Annotated in this window: 24 protein-coding genes; 7 read left to right on the forward strand and 17 right to left on the reverse strand. The window is 32.8% G+C overall.

Features of this window, described 5'->3' with window-relative positions:
• Positions 1 to 158 precede the first annotated feature (158 nt).
• From C3729_RS04320 to C3729_RS04330, 3 genes are all read right to left on the reverse strand, one after another.
• On the reverse strand, positions 159 to 542 hold the full coding sequence (locus C3729_RS04320; protein ID WP_104793027.1) for a hypothetical protein: 384 nt from the start codon (positions 540 to 542) through the stop codon (positions 159 to 161).
• Positions 543 to 638: 96 nt separating this feature from the next.
• Positions 639 to 1736, reverse strand: coding sequence for a glycosyltransferase (locus C3729_RS04325; RefSeq protein WP_104793028.1), 1098 nt, complete (start codon positions 1734 to 1736; stop codon positions 639 to 641).
• Positions 1737 to 1748: 12 nt separating this feature from the next.
• A complete protein-coding gene (locus C3729_RS04330; RefSeq protein ID WP_069799835.1) occupies positions 1749 to 1967 on the reverse strand; it encodes a uroporphyrinogen decarboxylase in 219 nt (72 codons plus the stop codon).
• A gap of 160 nt (positions 1968 to 2127) precedes the next feature.
• Here C3729_RS04330 and C3729_RS04335 point away from each other — a divergent pair, with 160 nt between their 5' ends.
• Positions 2128 to 4644 (forward strand): ATP-dependent Clp protease ATP-binding subunit, encoded by a 2517-nt coding sequence (locus C3729_RS04335; RefSeq protein ID WP_104793218.1) that lies wholly within the window; start codon positions 2128 to 2130, stop codon positions 4642 to 4644.
• Between the two features lie 30 nt (positions 4645 to 4674).
• Here C3729_RS04335 and C3729_RS04340 read toward each other — a convergent pair whose 3' ends face one another.
• Entirely contained in the window at positions 4675 to 5172 is a 498-nt protein-coding gene (locus tag C3729_RS04340) for a hypothetical protein (protein ID WP_104793029.1), read from the reverse strand.
• 5 nt (positions 5173 to 5177) lie between these two features.
• Positions 5178 to 5702: a hypothetical protein gene (locus tag C3729_RS04345; RefSeq protein WP_104793030.1), complete on the reverse strand. Its 525-nt coding sequence runs from the start codon at positions 5700 to 5702 to the stop codon at positions 5178 to 5180.
• Between the two features lie 108 nt (positions 5703 to 5810).
• On the opposite strand from C3729_RS04345, the gene mnmA reads away from it, so the two are divergent.
• Both mnmA and C3729_RS04355 read left to right on the forward strand, forming a co-directional pair.
• Positions 5811 to 6998 carry a tRNA 2-thiouridine(34) synthase MnmA gene (gene mnmA / locus C3729_RS04350; protein WP_104793031.1) on the forward strand — a complete coding sequence of 396 codons (1188 nt, stop codon included), beginning with the start codon at positions 5811 to 5813 and terminating at the stop codon, positions 6996 to 6998.
• A 136-nt stretch (positions 6999 to 7134) separates the two neighbouring features.
• On the forward strand, positions 7135 to 8364 hold the full coding sequence (locus C3729_RS04355; RefSeq protein ID WP_104793219.1) for a DUF6051 family protein: 1230 nt from the start codon (positions 7135 to 7137) through the stop codon (positions 8362 to 8364).
• A 2-nt stretch (positions 8365 to 8366) separates the two neighbouring features.
• Here the strand turns inward: C3729_RS04355 and C3729_RS04360 are convergent, their stop codons facing one another.
• The 10 genes from C3729_RS04360 to C3729_RS04405 all read right to left on the reverse strand — a co-directional run bounded on the left by C3729_RS04360 (position 8367) and on the right by C3729_RS04405 (position 17193).
• Positions 8367 to 8792: a DUF1493 family protein gene (locus C3729_RS04360; RefSeq protein WP_104793220.1), complete on the reverse strand. Its 426-nt coding sequence runs from the start codon at positions 8790 to 8792 to the stop codon at positions 8367 to 8369.
• 27 nt (positions 8793 to 8819) lie between these two features.
• Positions 8820 to 9560, reverse strand: a complete 741-nt coding sequence (locus C3729_RS04365; protein WP_104793032.1) for a LytR/AlgR family response regulator transcription factor — start codon at positions 9558 to 9560, stop codon at positions 8820 to 8822.
• Between the two features lie 117 nt (positions 9561 to 9677).
• Entirely contained in the window at positions 9678 to 9989 is a 312-nt protein-coding gene (locus C3729_RS04370; protein WP_069799824.1) for a 2TM domain-containing protein, read from the reverse strand.
• A gap of 4 nt (positions 9990 to 9993) precedes the next feature.
• Positions 9994 to 10290: a 2TM domain-containing protein gene (locus C3729_RS04375; protein WP_165785711.1), complete on the reverse strand. Its 297-nt coding sequence runs from the start codon at positions 10288 to 10290 to the stop codon at positions 9994 to 9996.
• A gap of 2 nt (positions 10291 to 10292) precedes the next feature.
• A complete protein-coding gene (locus C3729_RS04380; RefSeq protein ID WP_104793034.1) occupies positions 10293 to 11636 on the reverse strand; it encodes a 2TM domain-containing protein in 1344 nt (447 codons plus the stop codon).
• Between the two features lie 23 nt (positions 11637 to 11659).
• Positions 11660 to 11953, reverse strand: a complete 294-nt coding sequence (locus tag C3729_RS04385; RefSeq protein WP_104793035.1) for a 2TM domain-containing protein — start codon at positions 11951 to 11953, stop codon at positions 11660 to 11662.
• 214 nt (positions 11954 to 12167) lie between these two features.
• The gene (locus C3729_RS04390) at positions 12168 to 12824 is read right to left on the reverse strand and encodes a hypothetical protein (protein WP_104793036.1); all 657 of its coding nucleotides are present in this window, start codon (positions 12822 to 12824) and stop codon (positions 12168 to 12170) included.
• Positions 12825 to 12956: 132 nt separating this feature from the next.
• Positions 12957 to 15173 carry a TonB-dependent receptor gene (locus C3729_RS04395; protein WP_104793037.1) on the reverse strand — a complete coding sequence of 739 codons (2217 nt, stop codon included), beginning with the start codon at positions 15171 to 15173 and terminating at the stop codon, positions 12957 to 12959.
• Positions 15174 to 15269: 96 nt separating this feature from the next.
• Positions 15270 to 16175 (reverse strand): GyrI-like domain-containing protein, encoded by a 906-nt coding sequence (locus tag C3729_RS04400; protein ID WP_133159939.1) that lies wholly within the window; start codon positions 16173 to 16175, stop codon positions 15270 to 15272.
• 130 nt (positions 16176 to 16305) lie between these two features.
• Positions 16306 to 17193, reverse strand: coding sequence for a GLPGLI family protein (locus C3729_RS04405; protein ID WP_104793039.1), 888 nt, complete (start codon positions 17191 to 17193; stop codon positions 16306 to 16308).
• A 150-nt stretch (positions 17194 to 17343) separates the two neighbouring features.
• Between C3729_RS04405 and C3729_RS04410 the strand changes: the two genes are divergently transcribed.
• From C3729_RS04410 to C3729_RS04420, 3 genes are read left to right on the forward strand one after another with little or no spacing between them, the layout of a single operon-like run.
• Entirely contained in the window at positions 17344 to 19134 is a 1791-nt protein-coding gene (locus tag C3729_RS04410) for a DUF885 domain-containing protein (protein WP_104793040.1), read from the forward strand.
• 1 nt (position 19135) lies between these two features.
• A complete protein-coding gene (locus C3729_RS04415) occupies positions 19136 to 19717 on the forward strand; it encodes a Crp/Fnr family transcriptional regulator (RefSeq protein ID WP_104793041.1) in 582 nt (193 codons plus the stop codon).
• A 15-nt stretch (positions 19718 to 19732) separates the two neighbouring features.
• Positions 19733 to 20437 (forward strand): MBL fold metallo-hydrolase, encoded by a 705-nt coding sequence (locus C3729_RS04420; protein ID WP_317615407.1) that lies wholly within the window; start codon positions 19733 to 19735, stop codon positions 20435 to 20437.
• Here C3729_RS04420 and nth read toward each other — a convergent pair whose 3' ends face one another.
• The gene (gene nth, locus C3729_RS04425) at positions 20438 to 21058 is read right to left on the reverse strand and encodes an endonuclease III (RefSeq protein ID WP_104793042.1); all 621 of its coding nucleotides are present in this window, start codon (positions 21056 to 21058) and stop codon (positions 20438 to 20440) included. It lies immediately after the preceding gene.
• 30 nt (positions 21059 to 21088) lie between these two features.
• On the opposite strand from nth, the gene bcp reads away from it, so the two are divergent.
• On the forward strand, positions 21089 to 21535 hold the full coding sequence (gene bcp, locus C3729_RS04430; RefSeq protein WP_104793043.1) for a thioredoxin-dependent thiol peroxidase: 447 nt from the start codon (positions 21089 to 21091) through the stop codon (positions 21533 to 21535).
• Between the two features lie 112 nt (positions 21536 to 21647).
• Here bcp and C3729_RS04435 read toward each other — a convergent pair whose 3' ends face one another.
• Positions 21648 to 22160, reverse strand: a complete 513-nt coding sequence (locus C3729_RS04435) for a GNAT family N-acetyltransferase (RefSeq protein ID WP_104793044.1) — start codon at positions 22158 to 22160, stop codon at positions 21648 to 21650.
• Positions 22161 to 22163: the final 3 nt, after the last annotated feature.

Consider the following 22163-nt stretch of genomic DNA (forward strand, 5'->3'; position numbering starts at 1 on the left):
GCAAACCTAAAGCAAAACCCTAATTTGACTCGTAGAAGATTCAAAGGCTTTTCCAAAAAAAATCCGCAAAAAGCGGATTTAATATTTTGTTTTTGTTGCAAAGAGTTTTAAATCTATAGCATGAGAAATTAACACTTTTGAAAGAGCAATCTATTTTTTTATTTTTTACAATTTTTCTCAAATAGAAAGTATGTTTTGTGATTTTTAGAAGTTTGAACATACTTGATTTGATCTTTTGTGGCTTCATGGATTCCATCATCCTCATCATCTTTTCTCCAATCGTTTTTGTACTTTAGAATTGCTTCAGTCTTGTTGTCACATTTTGCATGTAAATAATACTCTGATTTTGACATTCCAGGATCATTCTCTAAAGTATATTCAATCTTGAACCAGAAATAAAATTCATTATTTAAAGTTTTGTCAATTTTGTAAAATAAAGAATTTCCATATTGATCATTACCTATTGAAATGTATTCAGTATTCTGAGATTTAATAAAGGAAAAGATGAAAACTCCTATCAATAGTAGCATTTGTTTTTTCATTTTATGAATAGTTTTTTTTGTTCAATCAATTAACCAAATATACAAATTAGAAGTAATTAAATGTAGAAACAAGTGAATTTAGAGTAAACCTTTATTTTACAGAAACTTCCCTACTCTTTCATAAAGTTCCAGAATTTTCGGAGCTTCATTTTCCCAACAAAGATCTTTTGCAGCCGTTTCTAACAGAGGAAGATAAGAATTTCTCCCCTTTTCTAAAACAATTTTTACTTTCTCTGCCAAATGTTTTGGTTCGTGAGAAGTGATAAATTCGCCTAAATGATAATTTTCTACAATTTTCTGCATTTCGGGGAATTTAGAAACAACTACAGGAACTCTGGCTTGTATGTAATCTACGATTTTATTCGGAAGTGAGTAGTAATAACTTAAACCTTTATTTTCTTCTATGCTTAAACCTACATCTGCTTTTTCGGTAATCTTTCTTAAATCATCTGGATGTAGATTCCCTAAGAATTTTACTTTATTTTCTAGATGTAATTTTTTCGTAAGTTGTTGATATTCTTCTAAAAAAGGACCTCTTCCCGCAATGTGAAATTCTGCATTTTCTATAAATTGCATCGCTTCAATCATCTTATCAATTCCTCTAGAATAATTGATGGTTCCTTGGTAAAGAATGATTTTTGGAGAGTTTTCAACGAAACTTTTCGGTGATTCTGATTTTTGAGGAAAATTTCTAATGACGATGGGCCTTTTAATCTTATAATTGGTTTCAAACCAGTTGGCATAAGAATCATTTGCCGTTATAAAATATTTGATTTTTCTAATCAAAGCATTTTCCAGAAGTCTCCAAACATGCTGAACCCAACGATTGGTAACAGTGGGCATTTCGGTAAAAATCTCGTGACTATCCCAAACTAAAGGAATTCCTTTGATTTTAGAAACCAGATAATTGGGTAAAAGTGCATCTAAATCATTGGCGTGAAGAGTTGTATTTCGGTCAGCTTTTTTCAACAATTCAAAGAATAATTTCCACTGAAATTCTAAGTAAGCGAAACGTAATTTTTTGGACTGTAAAGAAATTCTTGAAAATGGATAAGGCCTTTTCATTTCGGGATTTCCGCCCCAATTATTGCCTATTACTTCTATTTGGTAAGCATTTTCGTGCAAGGTTTTGCAGAATTTTTCCACACGCTGATCGGTGTATAAATTATTGAAAACGCTTACCAAAATTTTCATTATGTAAAACTTTTAATCGTGTTTTATTAAATGATAAAGTTGTATAACGCAAAGAATTGCGTTAGGAATAATGATAGGCCACAACATTCCGCTGAAAACACCATAAATTACAAAAGCGATACAACCGATAAGATTAATCACTCTAATTTGCTTGATGTTTTTCACCATAAAGCTCAGCACTACAAAGAATGATGCAGCATAACCTACATAATTTGCCCAATTCGCGTCCATTTCAAAAAAATTTAAGACGACAAAATTACTAATTTCCTGCTATTAATTTTGTAAAATAATGTCATAAAGTCATAATATGAGTTTGGTAAAGTATTTGTAACTTTGATTTACGAAATCAATTCATATTGACTTCATTAGAATTTTATTGAGAGAAATTATCATGGAAAATAAATTTTCAGAAGGCTTAACCAAAGTCTTCAAACACAGTAAAAGCGAAGCAAAACGTTTGCATAGCGAATTTTTATCTACTGAACATTTCTTGTTGGGAATTATTCAGACGGATAATTCTGCTAAAGAAATTTTAGAAAATCTTCAGGCAGATCTTACTCAGATTCGCAGAAAGATTGAAAACATGAACGTAAATACCAATCCTTTTTCAGAAGAAAAGGAGAATATTTCTTTCACCAAATTAGCGGATTATGCGGTAAAAAGAGCAGATTTAGAATGCAGACAATATAGAGCTTCAGAAATTAATACCGTTCATCTTTTGTTAGGAATTCTCTATAAAATGGAAGATCCTACTACCAATATTTTAAGCGCTTACGAAATTGATTATGATAGCGTAGCTAAAGAATATCAATCTATGCTTAAAAACTCTGGTCAGTTACCAAAAAGTTCTGCGTATGATGATGACGAAGAGCGTGAAGAATACGGTCAAATGAAAAAACCTACTGGAAATCTAGGAACAGGAAAAAGCAAAACGCCAACTTTAGATAATTTTGGTAGAGACCTTACTGCGCTAGCTTCTGAAGGGAAATTAGACCCTGTAATTGGTAGAGAAAAAGAGATTGAAAGAGTTTCTCAAATTCTGTCAAGACGTAAGAAAAACAATCCACTTTTGATTGGGGAACCAGGCGTTGGTAAATCTGCCATTGCAGAAGGTTTAGCGCTCAGAATTATGCAGAAAAAAGTGTCTAGAGTTCTGTTTAACAAGCGTGTAATTACTTTGGATTTAGCAAGTTTAGTTGCTGGAACTAAATACAGAGGTCAGTTCGAAGAGAGAATGAAAGCGATTATGACTGAATTGGAGAAAAACAGAGACGTCATTCTTTTCATAGATGAATTGCATACGATTGTTGGTGCGGGAAGTTCTACAGGAAGTTTAGATGCTTCTAATATGTTTAAACCTGCTTTAGCAAGAGGCGAAATTCAATGCATCGGTGCGACTACTTTAGACGAATACCGTCAGTACATCGAAAAAGATGGTGCTTTAGAAAGACGTTTCCAAAAAGTAATGGTAGAACCTACTTCCGTAGAAGAAACTATTTTGATTTTGAATCAAATTAAAGACAAATACGAAGATCACCATAATGTAACGTATACAGACGAAGCAATTGCAGCGTGTGTAAACCTTACTTCGAGATATATTACCGATAGATTCCTTCCAGACAAAGCGATTGACGCGATGGACGAAGCGGGTTCTAGAGTGTATATCAAAAACATGAAAGTTCCTACTGACATCATTGAGCATGAAAAGCAAATTGAAGAAATTAAGGAACTTAAACAAAAAGCGGTAAAAGCTCAAGATTATTTAGAAGCGAGAAAATTAAAAGATGAAGAAGAGCGTTTACAACTAGAATTGGCTGTGGCTCAAGATAAATGGGACAAAGAAGTGAAGGAGAAAAAAGAAGTGGTGACCGAAGAAAATGTAGCTGAGGTAGTTTCGATGATGTCTGGAGTTCCTGTAACAAAAGTGGGCAAAAACGAGATGGATAAATTAGCCAATATGGATAATTTACTCAACGGAAAAGTGATTGGCCAGGAAGATGCTGTGAAAAAAGTGGTGAAAGCCATCCAAAGAAATAGAGCAGGATTGAAAGATCCGAACAGACCGATTGGTACGTTTATTTTCCTAGGAACTACAGGTGTTGGTAAAACTGAATTGGCAAAAGTAATGGCTCGTGAATTATTCGATTCTGATGATGCATTGATTAGAATAGACATGAGTGAATACATGGAGAAATTCGCGGTTTCTAGATTGGTAGGAGCGCCTCCAGGTTATGTAGGTTATGAAGAAGGCGGACAATTAACCGAAGCGGTTCGTAGAAAGCCTTACGCAGTAGTTTTATTAGACGAAATAGAAAAAGCACACCCAGATGTTTTCAATATTTTATTGCAAATTTTAGATGAAGGTCACGTTACCGATTCTTTAGGCAGAAAAGTAGATTTCAGAAATACGATTATCATCTTGACATCTAACATCGGAACCAGAGATTTAAAAGATTTCGGGGATGGAGTAGGATTCGGAACTTCTGCGAAGAAAACTTCTTCTGATGCTAGAGCGAGAGCAACCATAGAAAACGCTCTGAAAAAAGCTTTTGCACCAGAATTCTTAAACAGAATAGATGATATTATCATCTTCAATTCTCTTGAAAAAGAAGACATCAAGAAAATTATTGACCTTGAGTTAAATAAACTCTACAAACGTCTCGAAAAACTAAACTACAAAGTAGAATTAACAGACGAAGCTAGAGATTTCATCGCAGAGAAAGGTTGGGACAAAGATTTTGGAGCAAGACCTCTAAAACGTGCCATCCAAAAATACATAGAAGATTTATTGGCAGAAATGCTCGTAAACAAACAATTCTCTGAAGGCGAAACCGTAGTTCTAAAACTAAACGAAGCTAAAGATGCTTTAGAAGGTGAAACCCAAAAGAAATCTAAACAAAAAGCATAAAGCAAAACCTCCGAAATTTCGGAGGTTTTTTTAGTTTATTTTTCCAATTATTCCTTCACCTGTTGTTTTATCAATAAATCCGCGCTCAAGTCCGCTTTTATTATCTAGATTTTCGTGAAGAACAATATTATGACCAAAGGACAATTTTGATTTTATTTTGCCAATGTTCAAACTACAATCAAAATAATACCAATCAGCATTACAATTATCCCACGCTTTACCTACGAATTCAGTATTGAAGTTGTTCTCTATTAAGAATTTAAATAAATTTTTTAATTCCTTAGATTTAATTTTATTAGAAAGATTTCTAAAATTTGATTCAAAATTTAATAATTCTCCTGAAACTTTTAGATTAAAATCCAAAGAGTCAATCACAATGCGTGAAATTGCACCATTTAATTTGTTAATAGAAGTTTGTTCTAATAAAATATTTTTTAGAGATACAAATATTGAATTTTCTCGATTTTGAGATATTTCAAAATCTAAACTTTCTATTAGTCTTTTTCTTTCAAAATTGAAATTATACATAAATATTACAACCCAAAAACCACCCCAATATTAGGAACAAAACCACTGCTGAAAATACTGTTGTTTTGTTTCCAAAGTACGTTATACATTCCGCCAATCTGCAAATAAGAATTGTTGCCCATTCTTTGCATATAACCTCCACCAATGTAAAGTGCAGCTTCGTTTGAACTGTATTTTTCTTCTGAGGATTTTATTTTTTGATTGATAAAATATTCCTGAAATTGAGAACCCAAATAGAAATTTCTGCCCAAATAATAATTCACAAATGGTCCAATTCCAAACAAAGTAGAATAAGAATAAGAAGAGTTTTGCCAATTGAGACTTCCCATCAAACCTGTTTCTAAATTTTCAGAAATTTTATAGCCTACTCTTGGTGCAATATGTACTGCAATGCCGCTATTACTGCCAAAACCACCAGTTAAACCAGCATAACCACCAAAAGTCCATTTAGAGTTTTGTGTAGGTGTTTCCACCTGTGAAAATGCCGAAAAAGACATTAACATTAGAAAGAAAAGAGATAATTTTTTCATTTTTAGAAATTTTCTATGATTCAAATTTAGCAGAAAAATTTCAAATGAGTTTTTAATTCGTAATTTTGCAGTCGTAAAACTTTCCCTTAACGAAAGCGTAACTCAATTATGAAAATAGTAGTCGGTTTATCAGGAGGTGTAGACTCCAGCGTTGCAGCGTATTTGTTGCAGAAACAAGGTCACGAAGTCATCGGACTTTTTATGAGAAATTGGAACGATGCTTCCGTAACTTTAGAAGATGAATGTCCTTGGATTGAAGACAGTAATGACGCCCTTTTAGTGGCCAAAAAACTGGGAATTCCGTTCCAAGTGATTGATATGAGCGAACTCTACAAAGAACGCATTGTAGATTATATGTTTGCCGAATACGAAAAGGGTAGAACTCCCAATCCTGATGTTTTGTGCAACCGAGAAGTAAAATTCGATGTTTTTTTAGAAACCGCACTTTCTCTAGGTGCAGATAAAGTAGCAACAGGACATTACGCCAGATTAGATTCTTTTACCAATGAAAATGGGGAAGAAGTGTATCAACTTTTGGCTGGAAAAGATAACAACAAAGACCAAAGTTATTTTTTGTGTCAATTGAGTCAAAAACAGCTTTCTAAAGCGCTTTTCCCGATTGGAGAACTCACCAAACCAGAAGTAAGAGAAATTGCCAGAGAAATGGAATTGGCAACTGCCGATAAAAAAGATTCTCAAGGTCTTTGTTTCATCGGGAAAGTAAGTTTGCCTACTTTTCTTCAGCAACAATTAAAAGCCAAAGAAGGCCAAATTGTAGAAATTTTCAGTGATTTTGCTGAATATCACAAAGAAAAACCTGAATTTTCTTCAAAATTAGAAGAGTTAGAGTATTTGTCTGCAAAAATCCATTACAAAAAATCAGACGGAAAAGTAATTGGCAAACATCAAGGTGCACAATTTTACACAATTGGTCAAAGCAAAGGTTTAGGAATTGGCGGACATAAAGAATCTTGTTTCCTCATTTCCAGAGATATGGAAAATAATTTGGTGTATGTAGGAGAAGGAAGAAATTTCCCAGGATTATTTAGAAAAGCTTTGAAAATTGACAATTCAGAATTGCATTGGGTTCGTGAAGATTTACGTCTTAAAAACGGAGAATCTATGGAAGTTTTGGCGAGAATTAGATACCGTCAACCGCTAGAAAAAGCCACGCTTTATCAGTTTGAAGAAGGATTTTTCATAGAATTCGAAAATCCACAATCTGCGATTGCAGAAGGACAGTTCGCAGCTTGGTATGTAGGCGAAGAACTATTAGGAAGCGGAGTGATTTCTTAGAAATTTTAAAAATATAAAGGAAAAGCAGTCTATTACAGTCTGCTTTTTTTATGTTTAGAATAAGAAAAAACCTTATCAATAAAGGCTTTTAAGCAATAAAAACTTTTATTTTGAAGTTATAATTAAAATGATGCTTATGAATTACAATGAACTCTATGAAATTTTAAAAGAAAACTTTGAAAAAAAAGGAAATTTCAAAATAATTGAAGACCTAAATGTAACGATAGAAACCATTCATTTTCATTCTAAAAAAGCAGATTTACTCAACGGTTCTTTTTCTACCACTTCTTGCGAAAAACACCAAACACATTTCAAAAAAAACAATGAAAATCAAACGCTTTACGGTTTTTCCAGTATTGATGTAAAAGATTTTGACATCGAAAGAAATAAACATTTTGACTATTATATTCTCAAAAGAGCAGATGTAGAAATCGCCGAAGGAACGCTTATTTTTTTCCATGGATTGAACGAGAAAAAGTGGGACAAATATTTACCTTGGGCTTATGAATTGGCTCAAAAAACCAAAAAAGCCATCATTCTTTTCCCGATTGCGTTTCACATGAACAGAGCCGAAGAAATCTGGAGTGACAGACGTGCAATGGTAGAAGTAGCACAGTTCAGAAAGAAAAATTATCCCGAAAATACCAATTGTTCATTTGTAAATGCAGCCATTAGTTCACGTTTAGAAGCGCATCCTCAGAGAATTTTTTGGTCTGGTTTTCAGACGTATTCAGATGTGATACAAGTGGTGAAAGACATTAGAAATCAGAAGATTAAAAGTATTTCAACGGAAACTTCTATTGATTTATTTGGCTATTCTATTGGTTCATTTTTGTCGATGATTCTAAAAATGGCAGATCCGGAAGGAATTTTTGAAAACTCAAAACTCTTTTGTTTTTGTGGCGGAATGACTATTGACAGAATGTTTCCGATTTCGAAATACATTATGGACGCAAGAGCAGCCATCAAAATGCAATCTGTTTTTGCAGAATTATTGAGTTCAGATTTTCAGTCTGATGAAAGATTAGGACATTTTCAGGACGAGAAATTACATCCGCAGGAAAGTTGGTTCAAAATGATGTTGAGGTATAATTATTTTCAAAAAGAAAGAGAAGAAAGAATTAAAAAATTGCATCATCAAATAAAACTCTATGTTCTTGAAAAAGATGAAGTTGCGCCTCCAATTGAAGCACTCAATACTTTACAAGGCGGTTACAGAAATATAAAAACTGAAGTGGAAATTCAGGATTTTTCTTATGAATATTCGCACATGGTTCCGTTTCCTTTAACGAACAAAATTCAGAAAGAAGTAACAAAAGCTTTTCATCATTTTATCAATTCTGCGAGTGAGTTTTATAAGGGTTGATTTTATCCAAAACAGTCTTTAAAACTAAAATATAGAATTATTAAAGCTAATCCTCCAAAGATTATTTGGTCTATTAAAACATCATAGCGATATTTGGGAAGTTGATGTTCTGGATAATCAATTTCCCAAACCTTTGTATTAGCAAATTTTGTTAAAATTTCTGGAGTTATGGGAATTCTTTTTACTCTATCATAAGGTCTTTTAAAGAAAATTTTTCCAATTGAAAAGCTACTGCTTATTTCTTCTTCATTATGAAAATACCATAAATAGTTATCAAAATTGACATTATATTTTTTGTGATAACTTTCAAGAAATTCATCCATATCATCTCCACAAACTCCTAAAGAAAAAATATCAGTGTCAGGAAAAATATTATCTTCTTTTAAGCAATCTTTTGTAAAATCTACAATTTCTTCTATAGTAATCATTTTCAATTTTGCACTTTCAATTTTCAATTACTTCACCAACCAATCCTTAAAATCTTTCACGCGTTCTCTACTTACCGTAATTTCCTCGGCAGGTTGCGCTTGCAATTCTACTTTGTAATTCGGTGAAGTATGAATGTTTTTGATACAATCTGAACTGATGATAAACTGTCTGTTTACACGGAAAAACGTTTTTTCATTCAAAACTTCTTCCAATTCATCTAAGGTAAAATCTGTCGGAAAACTGCGTTCTAAAGTCTGTGCATAAACAATTTTGTTTTCAGAATAAAAACAGCAAATTTCTTCAGTTTTGATGACCTTCAAATTATATCCAATTTTCACTAGAATTCTAGATAATTTCGGTTGATTTTCTTTGATTAAAGATTTCATTTCCAAAGCGTTGTGTGTTTCTTCTGAAGGCAAAAAACTTTTGAATTTTTCAATTGCTTTGGCTAAATCTTCTTCTGAAATTGGCTTGAGAAGATAATCTATGGAATTGAGTTTGAAGGCTTTTAAGGTATATTGATCAAAAGCAGTAGTGTAAATGATGAAACTTTTGGTAGGAACTTTCTCAAAAATATCAAAAGACAAACCATCACCCAAAACGATGTCTGAAAATATCAGTTTCGGATGTTCGTTTTTACTGAACCAATCTACAGCGTCTTCCACAGAATGGAGCGTTGCAACCAATTGTAAATCAGTAAAATTGCTTAATAATCTTTCGAGTTTTCTCGCGGCTGGTTTTTCGTCTTCTATAATTACTACTTTCATATTTTCAATTCAAAGTTCAAGGTAAAGTTTGGTTTTCTAATGTCATTCTGAGTGAAGTGAAACGGAATGAAGAATCTATTTTTAAGAATAATTTCATCTCCAAATTAGCTCATTTTTTCAAATTTTCAAATTTCTATTTCTTTCCATCAATTCACGTATTTTCTTTTCTTCCCAGTTTTTTCCGAGGATAAAATTAGGCAAGAAAACGGATAAACCATGAGCAAAAAGTCCAATTCCCCAAAGTCCGATTCCCCAGAATTGATTCTGCTGGAAAAATGTTTCAAAAGAATCGTATTTTATGGATGTAGACAGAATTAAAAACAAGTTGACCAACACATAAACCAAAGCGTGAATATAGAAACCTTTGATTTCTTTCACCCTTTTTCTGGCTCTTTCGTATTGAATATTTTTATCGTTTATAGGTTCCATTTTTTTAATTTTTTTGTTTGTATTTCTCCATTAATTCTTTGGTTTTTCTTTCTTCCCAATTTCTGAAATAAGGTGTAAATAAATAAATTCCGTAACCCAAAAGAAAAATTCCCCACAAGATTACAATCCAAACGCTGTAATTTCTAGAAATATTAAGAAGATTCCCGTCATAATTTCGGCTAACAATGAAATAACCCACTGCTAAATATCCCAAAACCATGTAATAATACGTTCTGATGTCTTTTACTCTTTTTTGTGCCTTTTTGTAAGCAATTTCGTTGAATTTATCTTGATTTTTCATAGTTATTTCCATTTTCTAGCGTTTTCTTCTTCTTTTTCCATGTATTTTTTGATTTGGCGTTCTTCCCAATCTGTTCCGATTCCGAAAGTCTTAATTCCGTGAGAAATTACACCGATTCCCCAACCTAACATTGGCCACCAAAACCAATGATATTTAGGCGAAGTTTGGAAGTTGATAAAAATTAAAAATGGGATAAAAATGCAGTAAGAAATTAAGTTTCCGTAGAAACCTTTGAGTTCTTCTACGCGTTTTGCGGCTTTTTCGTAAGCCAATTGTTCTTGTGATGGAGTATATGGATTCATAGGGTTCAATTTTTCTGTTAAAATAGGGAGTTTCACACGGAAGAAAGTTTCTGATTTTTCTACAAAGACATTTCTTTCGGTTAATAAATTATATCTCGAAACTATGTTCGCTAAACCTACTCCTGTAGATTTATTCGGCAATTCTCTTGTTTGCAAATTATTTTCGATGATGAGGTTTCCTTTTTCTGTAAATATTTTGATATTCAATGGTTTAGATGAAGTAGCAAAATTATGTTTAATCGAATTTTCGAGCAAAAGTTGCAGAGAAAGTGGCACTACAAAACCTTTTTTGTCTTCTTCAGAAATATTGAATTCAAAGGTTACAGCGTCTTCAAATCTCGTTTTCAGCAGTTCGCAATAGGTTTTGGCAAAATCTATTTCTTCTTCCACCGAAACCAGTTCTTTGTCTTTTTGTTCCAAAACATAGCGATAAATTTTCGACATAGAATTGGTAAAACGTTGCGCTTGAACAGGATTTTCTTCAATCAAAGAGTCTAAAACGTTCAGAGAATTGAATAAAAAATGCGGGTCTAATTGATTTTTTAAACTTTCGAATTGCGCATTGGCTGATTTGGCGATGAGTTTTTGTTCTACTACTTCTTTTTTGGTAGAGTTTTTCCAAGCCGCCATAAAACCTCTAGCGTGACCAATTGCCGAAATCATAATCGCAAAATTGATGAAAAACCAATTGATGAAGTTCATCTCTCCATTGAAGAATTTTTCTGGATTTTTGCCTTGTATTACAATGAAATTCAAATAATTACAAAAATAAACCAGTGCAACATTCATCACCAAAGTTCCTACAATTGCGGCGATGGTTCTTTTGCGTGTTTCATCTGTCCACGAGAATTTAGAATCTAGATAATCGTTTAAAAAACCGTTTCCTAAACCTATGAAAAACGTGTACATTCCAGAAATAAGGAAAGTAACAGAGTATCTTTCGAATGTTTTTTCTTCTGGATCAATTAAGAAGATAAAAAGACTTACAATAATATTGATGTAGAGTAGGTTAAGTGCCGTTTTTTTGATTACCTCGAGTTTCATTTTCTAAAAATAATATTTTAAAATTATTTTTCGTTTAAAATTTCTTGGATTTTTCTTTCTTCCCAGTTTCTGCCTAAAAACAGCTCACCACCAAAAACCGATAAACCATGAGCCAATAAGCCGAAACCCCAGAAAAAAGCCGTGTAATAATTATCTATGTTATTAAAACCTTTTCCGTCTGCAATTGCATTAGAGAAAATAATAAATACGTTTACCAATACGAAAACCAAAGCGTGCGTGTAAAAACCTTTGATTCTTTTTACGTGCTTTCTAGCGTTTTCTAGTTTCTGTTCTTGTGTTGTTTTGTACGTTTCCATAGTGTTTGAATTTTAAAAATTAATATTTTGTGATGGGGTTAAATTTCTTGATGTAAAGGTAGTTTTATAAGAGGCGCTTTCAAATTTTAGTTGACTGAACCGTCATTTTTGTATACTGAATTGTAAAAAAGATGTTGGATTTTTTAGTTAAAGAAAACTATAGAAAATAAAAAACCACGAAATTTTCGTGGTTTTTATAGAATTTTTTTTAAAACTATTTCGCTTGAGCAATGAAATAATTTGCTTCACCTTGTCCCCAATTTGGGTCAAGAGACGATTTTATTTTGTAAGTTTTGAACTGTTCTAAAGCTTTCTTAAAAAGTTCAATGCCTTTGGTTTTGCTTCCGCCAAATTGTTCTGGTGTAAAATACAAATCTTCGGCTTCCATAATTGTAATTCTAGGATTTTCTGGGTCTATTTTTTTGGCTTCGTTTAAAGCATTTTGTGCAGCTTGTCCTTCAGTTTGCCATCTTTCCATAGGATTTACCATCATTTTAAGCCCGTGATTCATTTTTTTCAAAATATAGATTTCTGCATTATTTGGAGAAAGCGCTTCTGCTTTGTCAATATAATTTTGAGCCTCTTTTGCCACTTCGTCTAGTTGTGCAATTTGGTTTTGTTGCATCAGTGTTCTTCCTTTTTTTAGAATCGAAAAAGCGGCGTAATAATACGGTTGCCAAAGTGTTTTTTCTTTGTCTCCAATTCTTGCAAAATCATTGGCTTGAGCAGTGTAATCATCTGGATTAGGTTTTGGCATTTCGATGGTTTGAACTTTCGGCATCATGGCTTTTTCGTAAGCAGTTTGGGCAAAAGTATAAGTAGTTGTAAATGCGAAAGAAAGTGCTAAAATGGTTTTTTGTAAAGTTTTCATATGTAATATTTTTTAGTTGTTTCAATTTTATGGTTCAAAGATATTTTGAAAGAAATTTTCTTGAAATTTTTGTTCACCGAACTGTAGTTTTTCTTGACTGAATGGTTTGTATGGTCAATTTTGGACTTAATTCTATAAGTTATTATTAATGGCTTCTTGAGTTCTGTCAGTCCCAAAACTGATGAATGCACCGATGAAAACAAAAGTATTGGTAGGAGGAACGATGGCTCTAGATTTCAGACCATTGCTAGAAAAATTGTATCCAAATTCATTTTTAGTTCCTAGAACGTTATTGATAGAAAGCACCAAAACGGTAAAAGCTCTCGCATCTTTTTTGCCTAAATTCGGTAAATAATTAAGACTGAAATTCACCGCTTGATAATCTTTTACAAAGCCTTGATTTTTGAGAACAGTATTGCCATTTTCGGTCACGAAATTGTAATATGGTCTTCCAGAATTGTAATTGTAAGAAATATTAAATCCTGTTTTCCAATTGGTTACAAATTTTTTAGCCACAAAAGAAAGTGTATGTTTTGCCGCAAAATTGGGGAATAAACTTTCGGTGTAATTCAGGTAATCTCTTTTAGAATCTAGGTAAGAATAAGATACCCAATAATCTATATTTTTCAAAGATTTTTTATCTCGCCAAAATAATTCTATACCTTTTGCATATCCACTTCCATTATTATTAAGAGCGATAGGTCTGTAAAAATCTGTGGTGGTTTTTATTAAGTCTTGATATTTTTTGTAATACGTTTCCAATCTCAAACTTCTTCCATCTGCTGCTCTTTGAACTTGAAAAATATAATGGTCAGCTCTTTGATAGTTGGGTTGATAATTTTCGGTGAAAAATCTACTTTCAGGATTTTGGAAGAAAGTACCGTAAGCTAATGAACTTGTCCATTCTTTAGAAATTCTGTATGCCATGGCAAATCTTGGCGAAAAATTCCAGCGGTTGATCGAAGAAGAGTTTTCTGCTCTTGCTCCTATTTTTAAAGATAAATCATTGCTCATTCCCAAATCGGTTTCTGTGAAAAGTGATGTGATATCATCTCTAAATTCATAATTTTTTTGAGCGATGGAAACCCAAGTTTCTTCTTTGGTAGTGTTCAGTTCTATTCCTGCTCTTATTGCCGAAATTTTAAATAATTTTCTCTCAATCAATGCTTTGGCGTTGAAATAATTGCCTTTAGAATCTATATCATTATTGAATGGAGAACTTCCGTTTTGGTCTACATTAGAAAAATGAAGAATATTTTGATTATAAGTATATGAACTTCCAAGATTCAAAGTATATCTGCCAAATTTTTCTCGGTAAGAAAGCGAGTGAAACGTATTTTTCCCGTTTTGATTGATTTTATCAGAAGAAGTTTCGTCGTCTAAATTAGGAGAAGAAAGTTTCATAGAACTGGTGTCATAACTTCCGTAATATTTGATAAAACCGCCTCTTGACGTTTTAATTCTGAAGTTTCCATTGCCACCAAAATTTTGAGGTGCTTTTTCGAAATCGGTATTGAATTTCAGAATTTTCTGCATGAGTTCTAGGTTAGAATAGCCTAAAGAAATTCCGTAAGAATGTGTTTTTTCTTGATTAACTCGCTGAATTCCGCCGCTTGCAAAAATGGGAGAAATCCCAAAATCTGCAGCATTTCTCTCTGGTAAATCGATACTTTCCAAAGCTAAAACTCCAGATAAAGCTTGTCCGTAAACTGCTGAATAACCACCACTTGAAAATACATTTCCTTTAAAAAGTGAAGTATTCAATCTATCCATCGCTTTAATTCCGGGTACAGAATTTCCGAAATAATTATTGACCAAATTTCCGTCCATGAAGAATTTGGTTTCCGTTCCGGTTCCTCCTCTCACGAAAAGACCTTCTGATTCTCCTACTTTTTGAACTCCAGGTAAGGTTTCTAGCGCCGATGAAATTTGACCATTTGCTCCAGCTGTTGTGTAGACGTCAATGGGCGTCAATAGAGTAGTGGCGCGTTTTTTATCGCTGGCTTCTATACTTCCCGCAGAAATGACTACTGCATCTATTTCGCTCACCGATTCTTTTAGTTCAGCATTTAGAATAAGGTTTTTGTCTTCAATTTGAATAGATTTTTCGATTTCTATAAATTTAGGATGAGAGAAAATCAAGGTTTGGCTTCCTTTTTCAGAAGTTTCAAACTTATAATTTCCTGTTTCGTCTGTTGTAGCGCCATCATAAGTATCTCTAAGTGTTACAGAAACATCTTTCAGCGGTTTGTTGTTTCTTCCTAAAACTTTTCCAGAAATGGTAATTTGAGCAATTAAGGTAAAGGTAAAGGCAAAGGTAAAGACTAATGTAAAAATGCGAGTTTTCATAATTCTGTTTTTGATGAAGCAAAGGTATCTCTGCTCATTTCCGAAAAGAAATAAGTTTTACTGAACCGTAAAAAATAGAAACTGAACCGTAGAAAATTACAAAATAGGAATGCAGAAATCTACCAAACACTTTTTCTCTGGGTGTTCTTGGTAATCATTATGGTAAATTTCATAAGGACATTCTTTTCTGAACTGATGTCCGTTTTCGTTCATCCAAAGGAAAAGTGCGTTCCAAGCAGTTTCGAATTCGGGAAGCGTAATTTCTTGTCGTGAAACGATATATTTCCCTTTTGGCAAAATTTCTAGGAAAACTTCGCCTTCATTTTTGATGGCTTCTTCTAGCAACATTCCTGCATGAATTCTCACTTTATTGGGAGCAGTAACTTTGAAACTATCGTGATAAATGGTAATCATTTTCACATTTTCTCTGGGGAAAATATTTTTAGAAATAGCCCAAGAAATAAGGGTGTTGTAAGCGTTCCCTATATTTTGTACACCAATGCTTAATACTGATGCAATCTGCATTTCTGGCATTTCTTTTATTTGGATATTGGCTTTATTTTCCATAAAAAATTTCATTTGTTCTAGTTGGTAAAGATATTGCTCGAAAACGACTTCTTTTTGTCCGATATTACTGATAATGGTTTGAATTTTCTTAAAATTTTCTGGCGAATTTTTTCTAAAAGCAGCAGGAGAAATCCCGAAGTGCTTTTTGAAGGTTTTACCAAAAGTAGAATGGCTATTGAATCCTATTTCCAAGAAAATCTCTTCTAAAGATTTTTCTTTTTTCAAAGAAAGCATCATGGCAGCTTTTTCCATGCGTTTTCTGGTGATGTAACCTAGCAAAGTTTCACGGGTAACTGCACGGAAAATTCTATGAAAATGAAAAGGTGAGTAGTAGCCAATTTTTGCGAGTTTTTCCAGAGGAAGTTCATCGTCCAAATGTTGGTCAATGTAATCTAAAACCTTTCTAATTCTTGCAAGATGTTCTTGTGAAGTCAAACGATTATTTTTTACAAATATAAAACTAAAAACCACAGCGCAATGGTCTATTCTTGCTCTTATAAAATGCAAAAAACTCGAAGACGAATCCTCGAGTTTTCTGTTACAAAAGTTTAATATGAAGGGAATTTTATTTTTTCGCTTTTTCTGGAGTGTAGATTTCTACGGTATTATTGCTTGCGTTGTAGAAATCTTTAATTGATTTTTCTTGATCACTCATCATTTCGCCCATCGTTTTATCATTTCCTGGCATTTTCATCGCTTTCATTTCTGGAGTGATTTGTGCTCTTATCGATGCAAAAGGATCTTTTTTATATTCCTCAAAAGAAGATTCAAATTTATCTCTGTTGATAATCGTTACATCATTTCTCGCACCAAACTGTGCCGATAGTTTTTCGCTGTAAGAAAGTTCTTCAAATTCTTTTAGCGGTTTATTCGCTGTTAAAACCCAAGAGAAATTTTTCTCAGCATCTTCTATTTTTACGATTAATCCTGGTAAACCAGAGAATTTATACGGACCATCAGGGAAAGGAATAGATTCTGTAAACCAAGCCGTCCATTTTCTTCCACCAAATTCTGTGGTAGCTTTTTGAGCTTCGTATTCTCCTATTTTTTGTTTATCGTTTGATATTTTCCAGTTGAATTTTGGTTCTTCATTATATCCAAAAACAGAATTTAGCATTCTTTCGCTAAAGTTTACCTTCATGGTAGGATATTCTTTAGTGATTTTATAAGCAAATTTTGGCATTTGGAAAGACTTTGATAAATCTTTGAAAACACCTGCTTTTTGCATTTTTTCAACTTCAATTTTTAGAACAGAATCCTGTGAAACCGTCAAGTAATCTCTATAAAGTGATTTTTTATCGGTTACGTCTAGAATCATAACCGCTTTTTGTAAAGAGTCTATTCCTTTTTTGGGTTTAAAGGTTAATTCATAAAAAAATCTGTTTGCAGATTGTGCGTTTGCAAGAGTTACTAAAAACAATAAAGCAAAGCTTAAAGATTTATACCATTTCATTTTTTAAATTTTATTAATTAGTAAGAGATTTTATTCTTTGTTACAAAAAATTATGAAAAAAATTACTCTTGATGCTTTAAAACTATTTTTTTATGATTTTAAAATCCACATTTACAGATAATTTATATTTTTGTTTAAAATTTAAGACAAATGAGATTCTTTAGAGCGCCTATTTTAGGAATATTTGCAATGATGCTTTTCGTTATCAGTTGTAAAAAATCAGACATTGCTTTGCCGAAATCCGAAGCCAATATAGACAGCATTGCTTCTAAATATTATGAAGGTTACCTGAAAATGTTTCCTCTGGAAGCTACTATGCAAGGCGATAATAGATATAATGACCAATTGCCAAATGCGATCAGTCAGGATTTTATTTCTAAAGAAATCGGTTTCTATACCGAAACTCAAAAAAAGTTGCAAACACTTGATTATGAATCTCTTTCTGATAAAGACAAAACCGTTTATGATGTTTTAGATTTTACCTTAAAAGATAAGATTGAGAAATATGCGTATCATCCAGAACTGATGCCTTTTAACCAATTTGAAGGTTTGCCATTAGATTTTCCATTGTTAGGAAGCGGAGATGGAAATCAACCGTTTAAAACGACCAAAGATTATGATAATTTCTTGAAAAGAATTGATGCTTTTGCGGTTTGGATGAACACTGCCGAAAAGAATTTCAGAGATGGAATGAAACAAAATGTGATGCTTCCCAAAAAACTGGTGGTGAAAATGATTCCTCAAATGAGAGGTGAAGAAATTATTTCTGAAAATTTTGATAAAAATATTTTCTACGGACCAATCAAAAAAATTCCAGCCAATTTTTCTGCCGCGGATAAACAAAAGTACACCGTACTTTATCAAAACGCCATCAAAACGAAAATTATTCCTGCCTACCAAAGAATGGGAGATTTTCTAGAAAAAGAATATTTGCCAAAAGCGAGAAATACAGATGGAATTAACGCTATTCCAAATGGAAGCAATATTTATACTTATCTCGCAAAATCTTGGACTACCACTAATCTTACTCCCGATGAAATCAATAAAATTGGGTTGAGAGAAGTAGCCATGTTAAGAGCAGAAATGGAGAAAGTAAAAACTCAATTAGGTTTCAAAGGAACGCTCGAACAATTTTTAGTAAGCCTAAAAACGGATAAAAAAGCAATGCCTTATAAAACGCCAGAAGAAGTAATTGCCGTATTTAATGGAATTTTAAAGAAAATAGAGCCAAAGCTTCCAACGATGTTTAGTCAATCTCCTAAAACACCGTTTGAAATCAGAAGAACCGAAAAATTTAGAGAAGCAAGTGCAAGTGCAGAATACAAACCGGGTTCTGCAGATGGAAGCAGACCGGGAATTTTTTACACACCAATTCCAGATGCTACTCAATATAATGTAACCAATGGTTTCGAATCTTTATTCTTGCACGAAGCAATTCCGGGACATCATTATCAGGTTTCGCTTCAACAAGAAAACATGGAAATTCCTAAATTCATGAGATTTGGTTGGTTCGGAGCTTATGGAGAAGGTTGGGCGCACTATACCGAAACTTTAGGCCCAGAGTTTGGTTTGTACACCGATCCTTATCAAAAAATGGGTTATTTAAGTGATCAAATGTTGCGTGCAGTTCGATTGGTAGTAGATACAGGAATTCACACTGGAAAAATGACCAGAGAAGAAGCAATAAAATATTATCTGAATAATATTTCTGATTCTGAAGAAGGCGCAACTGCCGCAATTGAGCGTTATATGGCGATTCCGGGACAAGCATTAGGTTACAAAATCGGTTCGCTTAAATTTTTAGAATTAAGAGCTAAATATCAAAAAGAACTTGGTAAGAAATTTAGTTTGGCTAAATTCCATGATGAAATTCTGAACCAAGGATGTCTTCCATTATCCGTTTTAGAAAGAAAGATGGAACTTTGGGCAAAGAAACAGTAAGATGACTTCCAAAGAAATTTTTTCAGGGCAAATTTTAGAATTTGTAGATATTTCCGTTGAAGAATTAGAGAAATTTTTCAATTCTTTTGAGAAAAGAAAATTAAAAAAAGGCGAATTTTTTATAGAAGAAAATACTTATTGTAAAGAAATTGGCTTTATTGTAAAGGGGTTCTTTAATTCATTTATTTTACAGGTAGATGGTACAGAAAAAACCGTTTGTTTCAATCTAGAAAAAGGTTTTTTGACTTCTTATGAAAGTTTCATGAATGATAAAAGATCAGATATTTCTATAAAAGCACTTGAAGATTCTGAAATTTTGGTGCTTAAGAAAAAAGATTATGTTCATTTAATTTCTCAAAACCCAAAATTAGAAAAACTTACCCTAAAGATTTTAGAACAAAGTCTTGAAGAAAAGTTGAAATATGTTTCTTTTTTGAACGAGATTAAAGCAAAAGATAAAATAAAAAAGTTTAAAACTATTCAACCAAATGTTTACAAAAGACTTACACAAGAACAACTTGCTGCTTTTCTAGGAATTACGAGAAGAACGGTTTCCCAAATCATCAATAATGAAGAATTTTGAGAAATTTTTCTCAAAATGAAAGGAAACATTCTAATTACTTTTGCCAAAAAAATTATGAATTTAATTGCAAAAGAAGTTTATCAAATCCCGCTTTTATTTAGAAATAGCATTAATTGTTATCTAGTAGAAGGTTATGTAATAGATTCTGGTATCAAAAGTTCTTTTAATAAAATAAAAAAGAATTTATATGGAAAAGATCTAAAAGGTCATGTGATAACCCATGCTCATCCAGATCATCAAGGAAGTTCTCATTTACTGTGTAAAACTTTCGATATTCCTTTTATTTGTAGTGAAAGGGATAAAGAAAACGCAGAATCAGGAGAAGTTACCTCAGAATATCCATCAAAAAATTTAGTAGAGAGATTTCAAATGAAGTTTTGGGCAGGAACAGGATACACGGTTTCTAAAACGCTACGAGAAAATGATTATTTAGGAAGTTTCAGAGTTATAGAAACGCCAGGTCATTCTATGGGGCATATCTCTTTTTTTAGAGAAGAAGACGGAGTCCTTATTGCGGGTGATGTTGCCACAAACATGAATTTACTCACTACAATTCCTGGTTTACATCTTCCACCAAAAATGTTTACTACAAATCAAGATTTAAACGTAAAATCACTTCAGAAACTATCAGCATTAAATCCCCAAATTATTTGTTTTGGACATGGACCAATTCTTTATAATAAGGATAATATTTTCCAAAAATTTGTAGAAAAAATCTGATTATTTCTCAAAAAGCATTTTCGTGAGGTAATCTTTCTCCTGATTTCCTCTGGCTGGAGAATATTCTCTGCCGTAGAAAATAATTTGAAGGTGAAGTTTATTCCAAGTTTCTTTTGGGAAAAGTTTTTTAGCGTCGTTTTCAGTTTGAACCACGTTTTTTCCTTCGGTTAATTTCCATTGTTTCATCAATCGATGAATGTGAGTGTCTACTGGGAAAGCAGGAACACCAAAAGCCTGACTCATTACTACACTTGCCGTTTTATGACCTACTCCTGCTAAATTTTCTAAATCTTCAAAATTAGAGGGAACTTCGCCGTCATGTCTTTCTAGAAGTTGATTGGCCATCAATTTTAGATTTTTGGCTTTGGTGGTAGAAAGTCCGATTTCTTTAATTAATTCCTTGATTTCAACTTCTTCCAATTCTGCCATTTTTTCTGGATTGGGAGCTACAGAAAACAATTTGGGAGTTACTTCGTTTACTTTTTTATCAGTAGTTTGCGCAGAAAGTGCAACAGCAACCAATAGTTCATAAGCATTTCTATGGTTCAGTGGAATAGGAACTTCGGGATAGATTTTTTCTAACTCAGTCATTACTATTTTTGCACGCTCTTTTTTAGTCATTTTCTGTAAATTTGAACAAAAATAAGCATTATGTTAAAAATAGGTGATACACTTCCTACGTTTCAATTAGATAATCAAGATGGAAATCTGGTTAAATCTTCAGATTTCAAAGGGAAAAAATTGGTGGTTTTCTTTTACCCGAAAGCCAATACGCCAGGTTGTACAGCAGAAGCTTGTAACCTTAATGAAAATATAGAATACTTAACGAAACAAGGCTTTACGATTTTGGGAATTTCAGCAGATCCTGTGAAAAATCAAAAGAAATTTCATGATAAATTCGGGTTTAAATATGATTTATTAGCTGACGAAAACCATGAAGTTTGTGAAAAATTCGGGGTGTGGCAACTCAAAAAATTCATGGGCAAAGAATTCATGGGAATTGTGAGAACTACCTTTTTATTTGATGAAAATTCTGTTTGTACAGGAGTCATCGAAAAAGTAGAAACCAAAAATCACGCAGCTCAGATTTTGAAGTAATCTTTTTTACATTGTCATTCTGAACGAAACGTATTGAAGTGAAGAATCTGTTCTATATTAAAGAGATTCTTCATTCCGTTTCACTTCATTTCAGAATGACAGATAATTTTATTTAAATATCAGCTTCGAAATACAATAATTCTTCTGGATCACCATCCATGAAGAATTTTTTTTGGAATTTTAAACCTAGTTTTTCTAATAATTTTCTGGAAGCGTGGTTGTATTCTACCGTAATTCCGCCCAATTTATTGATGCCGAATTCTGTTTTTACTATATTTTTGATGAAATTGGCACTTTCGTAGCCATAACCTTTCCCCTCAAATTGTGGCAAAAATGCAAAGCCAATATCAGGAGCATTATCTGTGTTTTCTCTTGCGTAAACTCCACAAGTTCCCATTTTAGAAGAATCTTCCTTTAGAATTACGGTGAAACTTCCGTAACCTAGTCTTTCAAACTGAGGAAAACATCTATTGCGAATGTAGTTTTCGGCGTCTTCTGTGGTTCTTACGTTTCTGTCTCCAATATATTTGATGAAATTTTCAGAATTTAAAAGTTGAAGAATAAATTCGGCATCCTCTAAATCTGTAGGTTTGAGTAAAAGTCTTTCGGTTTCGTAGGTTTTCATATT

Origin of the sequence: Cloacibacterium normanense (assembly GCF_002943105.1) — a bacterium.
Taxonomy (GTDB): Bacteria; Bacteroidota; Bacteroidia; order Flavobacteriales; family Weeksellaceae; genus Cloacibacterium.

Bases quoted from the DNA above. Each gene is read 5' to 3' on its own strand.
- C3729_RS04360 (WP_104793220.1), bottom strand. From the start codon at position 8,792: ATGATTACTATAGAAGAAATTGTAGATTTTACAAAAGATTGCTTAAAA.
- C3729_RS04365 (WP_104793032.1), bottom strand. From the start codon at position 9,560: ATGAAAGTAGTAATTATAGAAGACGAAAAACCAGCCGCGAGAAAACTC.
- C3729_RS04420 (WP_317615407.1), top strand. From the start codon at position 19,733: ATGAAAGGAAACATTCTAATTACTTTTGCCAAAAAAATTATGAATTTA.
- C3729_RS04335 (WP_104793218.1), top strand. From the start codon at position 2,128: ATGGAAAATAAATTTTCAGAAGGCTTAACCAAAGTCTTCAAACACAGT.
- C3729_RS04405 (WP_104793039.1), bottom strand. From the start codon at position 17,193: ATGAAATGGTATAAATCTTTAAGCTTTGCTTTATTGTTTTTAGTAACT.
- C3729_RS04435 (WP_104793044.1), bottom strand. From the start codon at position 22,160: ATGAAAACCTACGAAACCGAAAGACTTTTACTCAAACCTACAGATTTA.
- C3729_RS04390 (WP_104793036.1), bottom strand. From the start codon at position 12,824: ATGAAAACTTTACAAAAAACCATTTTAGCACTTTCTTTCGCATTTACA.
- C3729_RS04380 (WP_104793034.1), bottom strand. From the start codon at position 11,636: ATGAAACTCGAGGTAATCAAAAAAACGGCACTTAACCTACTCTACATC.
- bcp (WP_104793043.1), top strand. From the start codon at position 21,089: ATGTTAAAAATAGGTGATACACTTCCTACGTTTCAATTAGATAATCAA.
- C3729_RS04320 (WP_104793027.1), bottom strand. From the start codon at position 542: ATGAAAAAACAAATGCTACTATTGATAGGAGTTTTCATCTTTTCCTTT.
- C3729_RS04355 (WP_104793219.1), top strand. From the start codon at position 7,135: ATGAATTACAATGAACTCTATGAAATTTTAAAAGAAAACTTTGAAAAA.
- C3729_RS04375 (WP_165785711.1), bottom strand. From the start codon at position 10,290: ATGAAAAATCAAGATAAATTCAACGAAATTGCTTACAAAAAGGCACAA.
- C3729_RS04340 (WP_104793029.1), bottom strand. From the start codon at position 5,172: ATGTATAATTTCAATTTTGAAAGAAAAAGACTAATAGAAAGTTTAGAT.
- C3729_RS04370 (WP_069799824.1), bottom strand. From the start codon at position 9,989: ATGGAACCTATAAACGATAAAAATATTCAATACGAAAGAGCCAGAAAA.
- C3729_RS04325 (WP_104793028.1), bottom strand. From the start codon at position 1,736: ATGAAAATTTTGGTAAGCGTTTTCAATAATTTATACACCGATCAGCGT.
- nth (WP_104793042.1), bottom strand. From the start codon at position 21,058: ATGACTAAAAAAGAGCGTGCAAAAATAGTAATGACTGAGTTAGAAAAA.
- C3729_RS04385 (WP_104793035.1), bottom strand. From the start codon at position 11,953: ATGGAAACGTACAAAACAACACAAGAACAGAAACTAGAAAACGCTAGA.
- mnmA (WP_104793031.1), top strand. From the start codon at position 5,811: ATGAAAATAGTAGTCGGTTTATCAGGAGGTGTAGACTCCAGCGTTGCA.
- C3729_RS04395 (WP_104793037.1), bottom strand. From the start codon at position 15,173: ATGAAAACTCGCATTTTTACATTAGTCTTTACCTTTGCCTTTACCTTT.
- C3729_RS04345 (WP_104793030.1), bottom strand. From the start codon at position 5,702: ATGAAAAAATTATCTCTTTTCTTTCTAATGTTAATGTCTTTTTCGGCA.
- C3729_RS04410 (WP_104793040.1), top strand. From the start codon at position 17,344: ATGAGATTCTTTAGAGCGCCTATTTTAGGAATATTTGCAATGATGCTT.
- C3729_RS04330 (WP_069799835.1), bottom strand. From the start codon at position 1,967: ATGGACGCGAATTGGGCAAATTATGTAGGTTATGCTGCATCATTCTTT.
- C3729_RS04415 (WP_104793041.1), top strand. From the start codon at position 19,136: ATGACTTCCAAAGAAATTTTTTCAGGGCAAATTTTAGAATTTGTAGAT.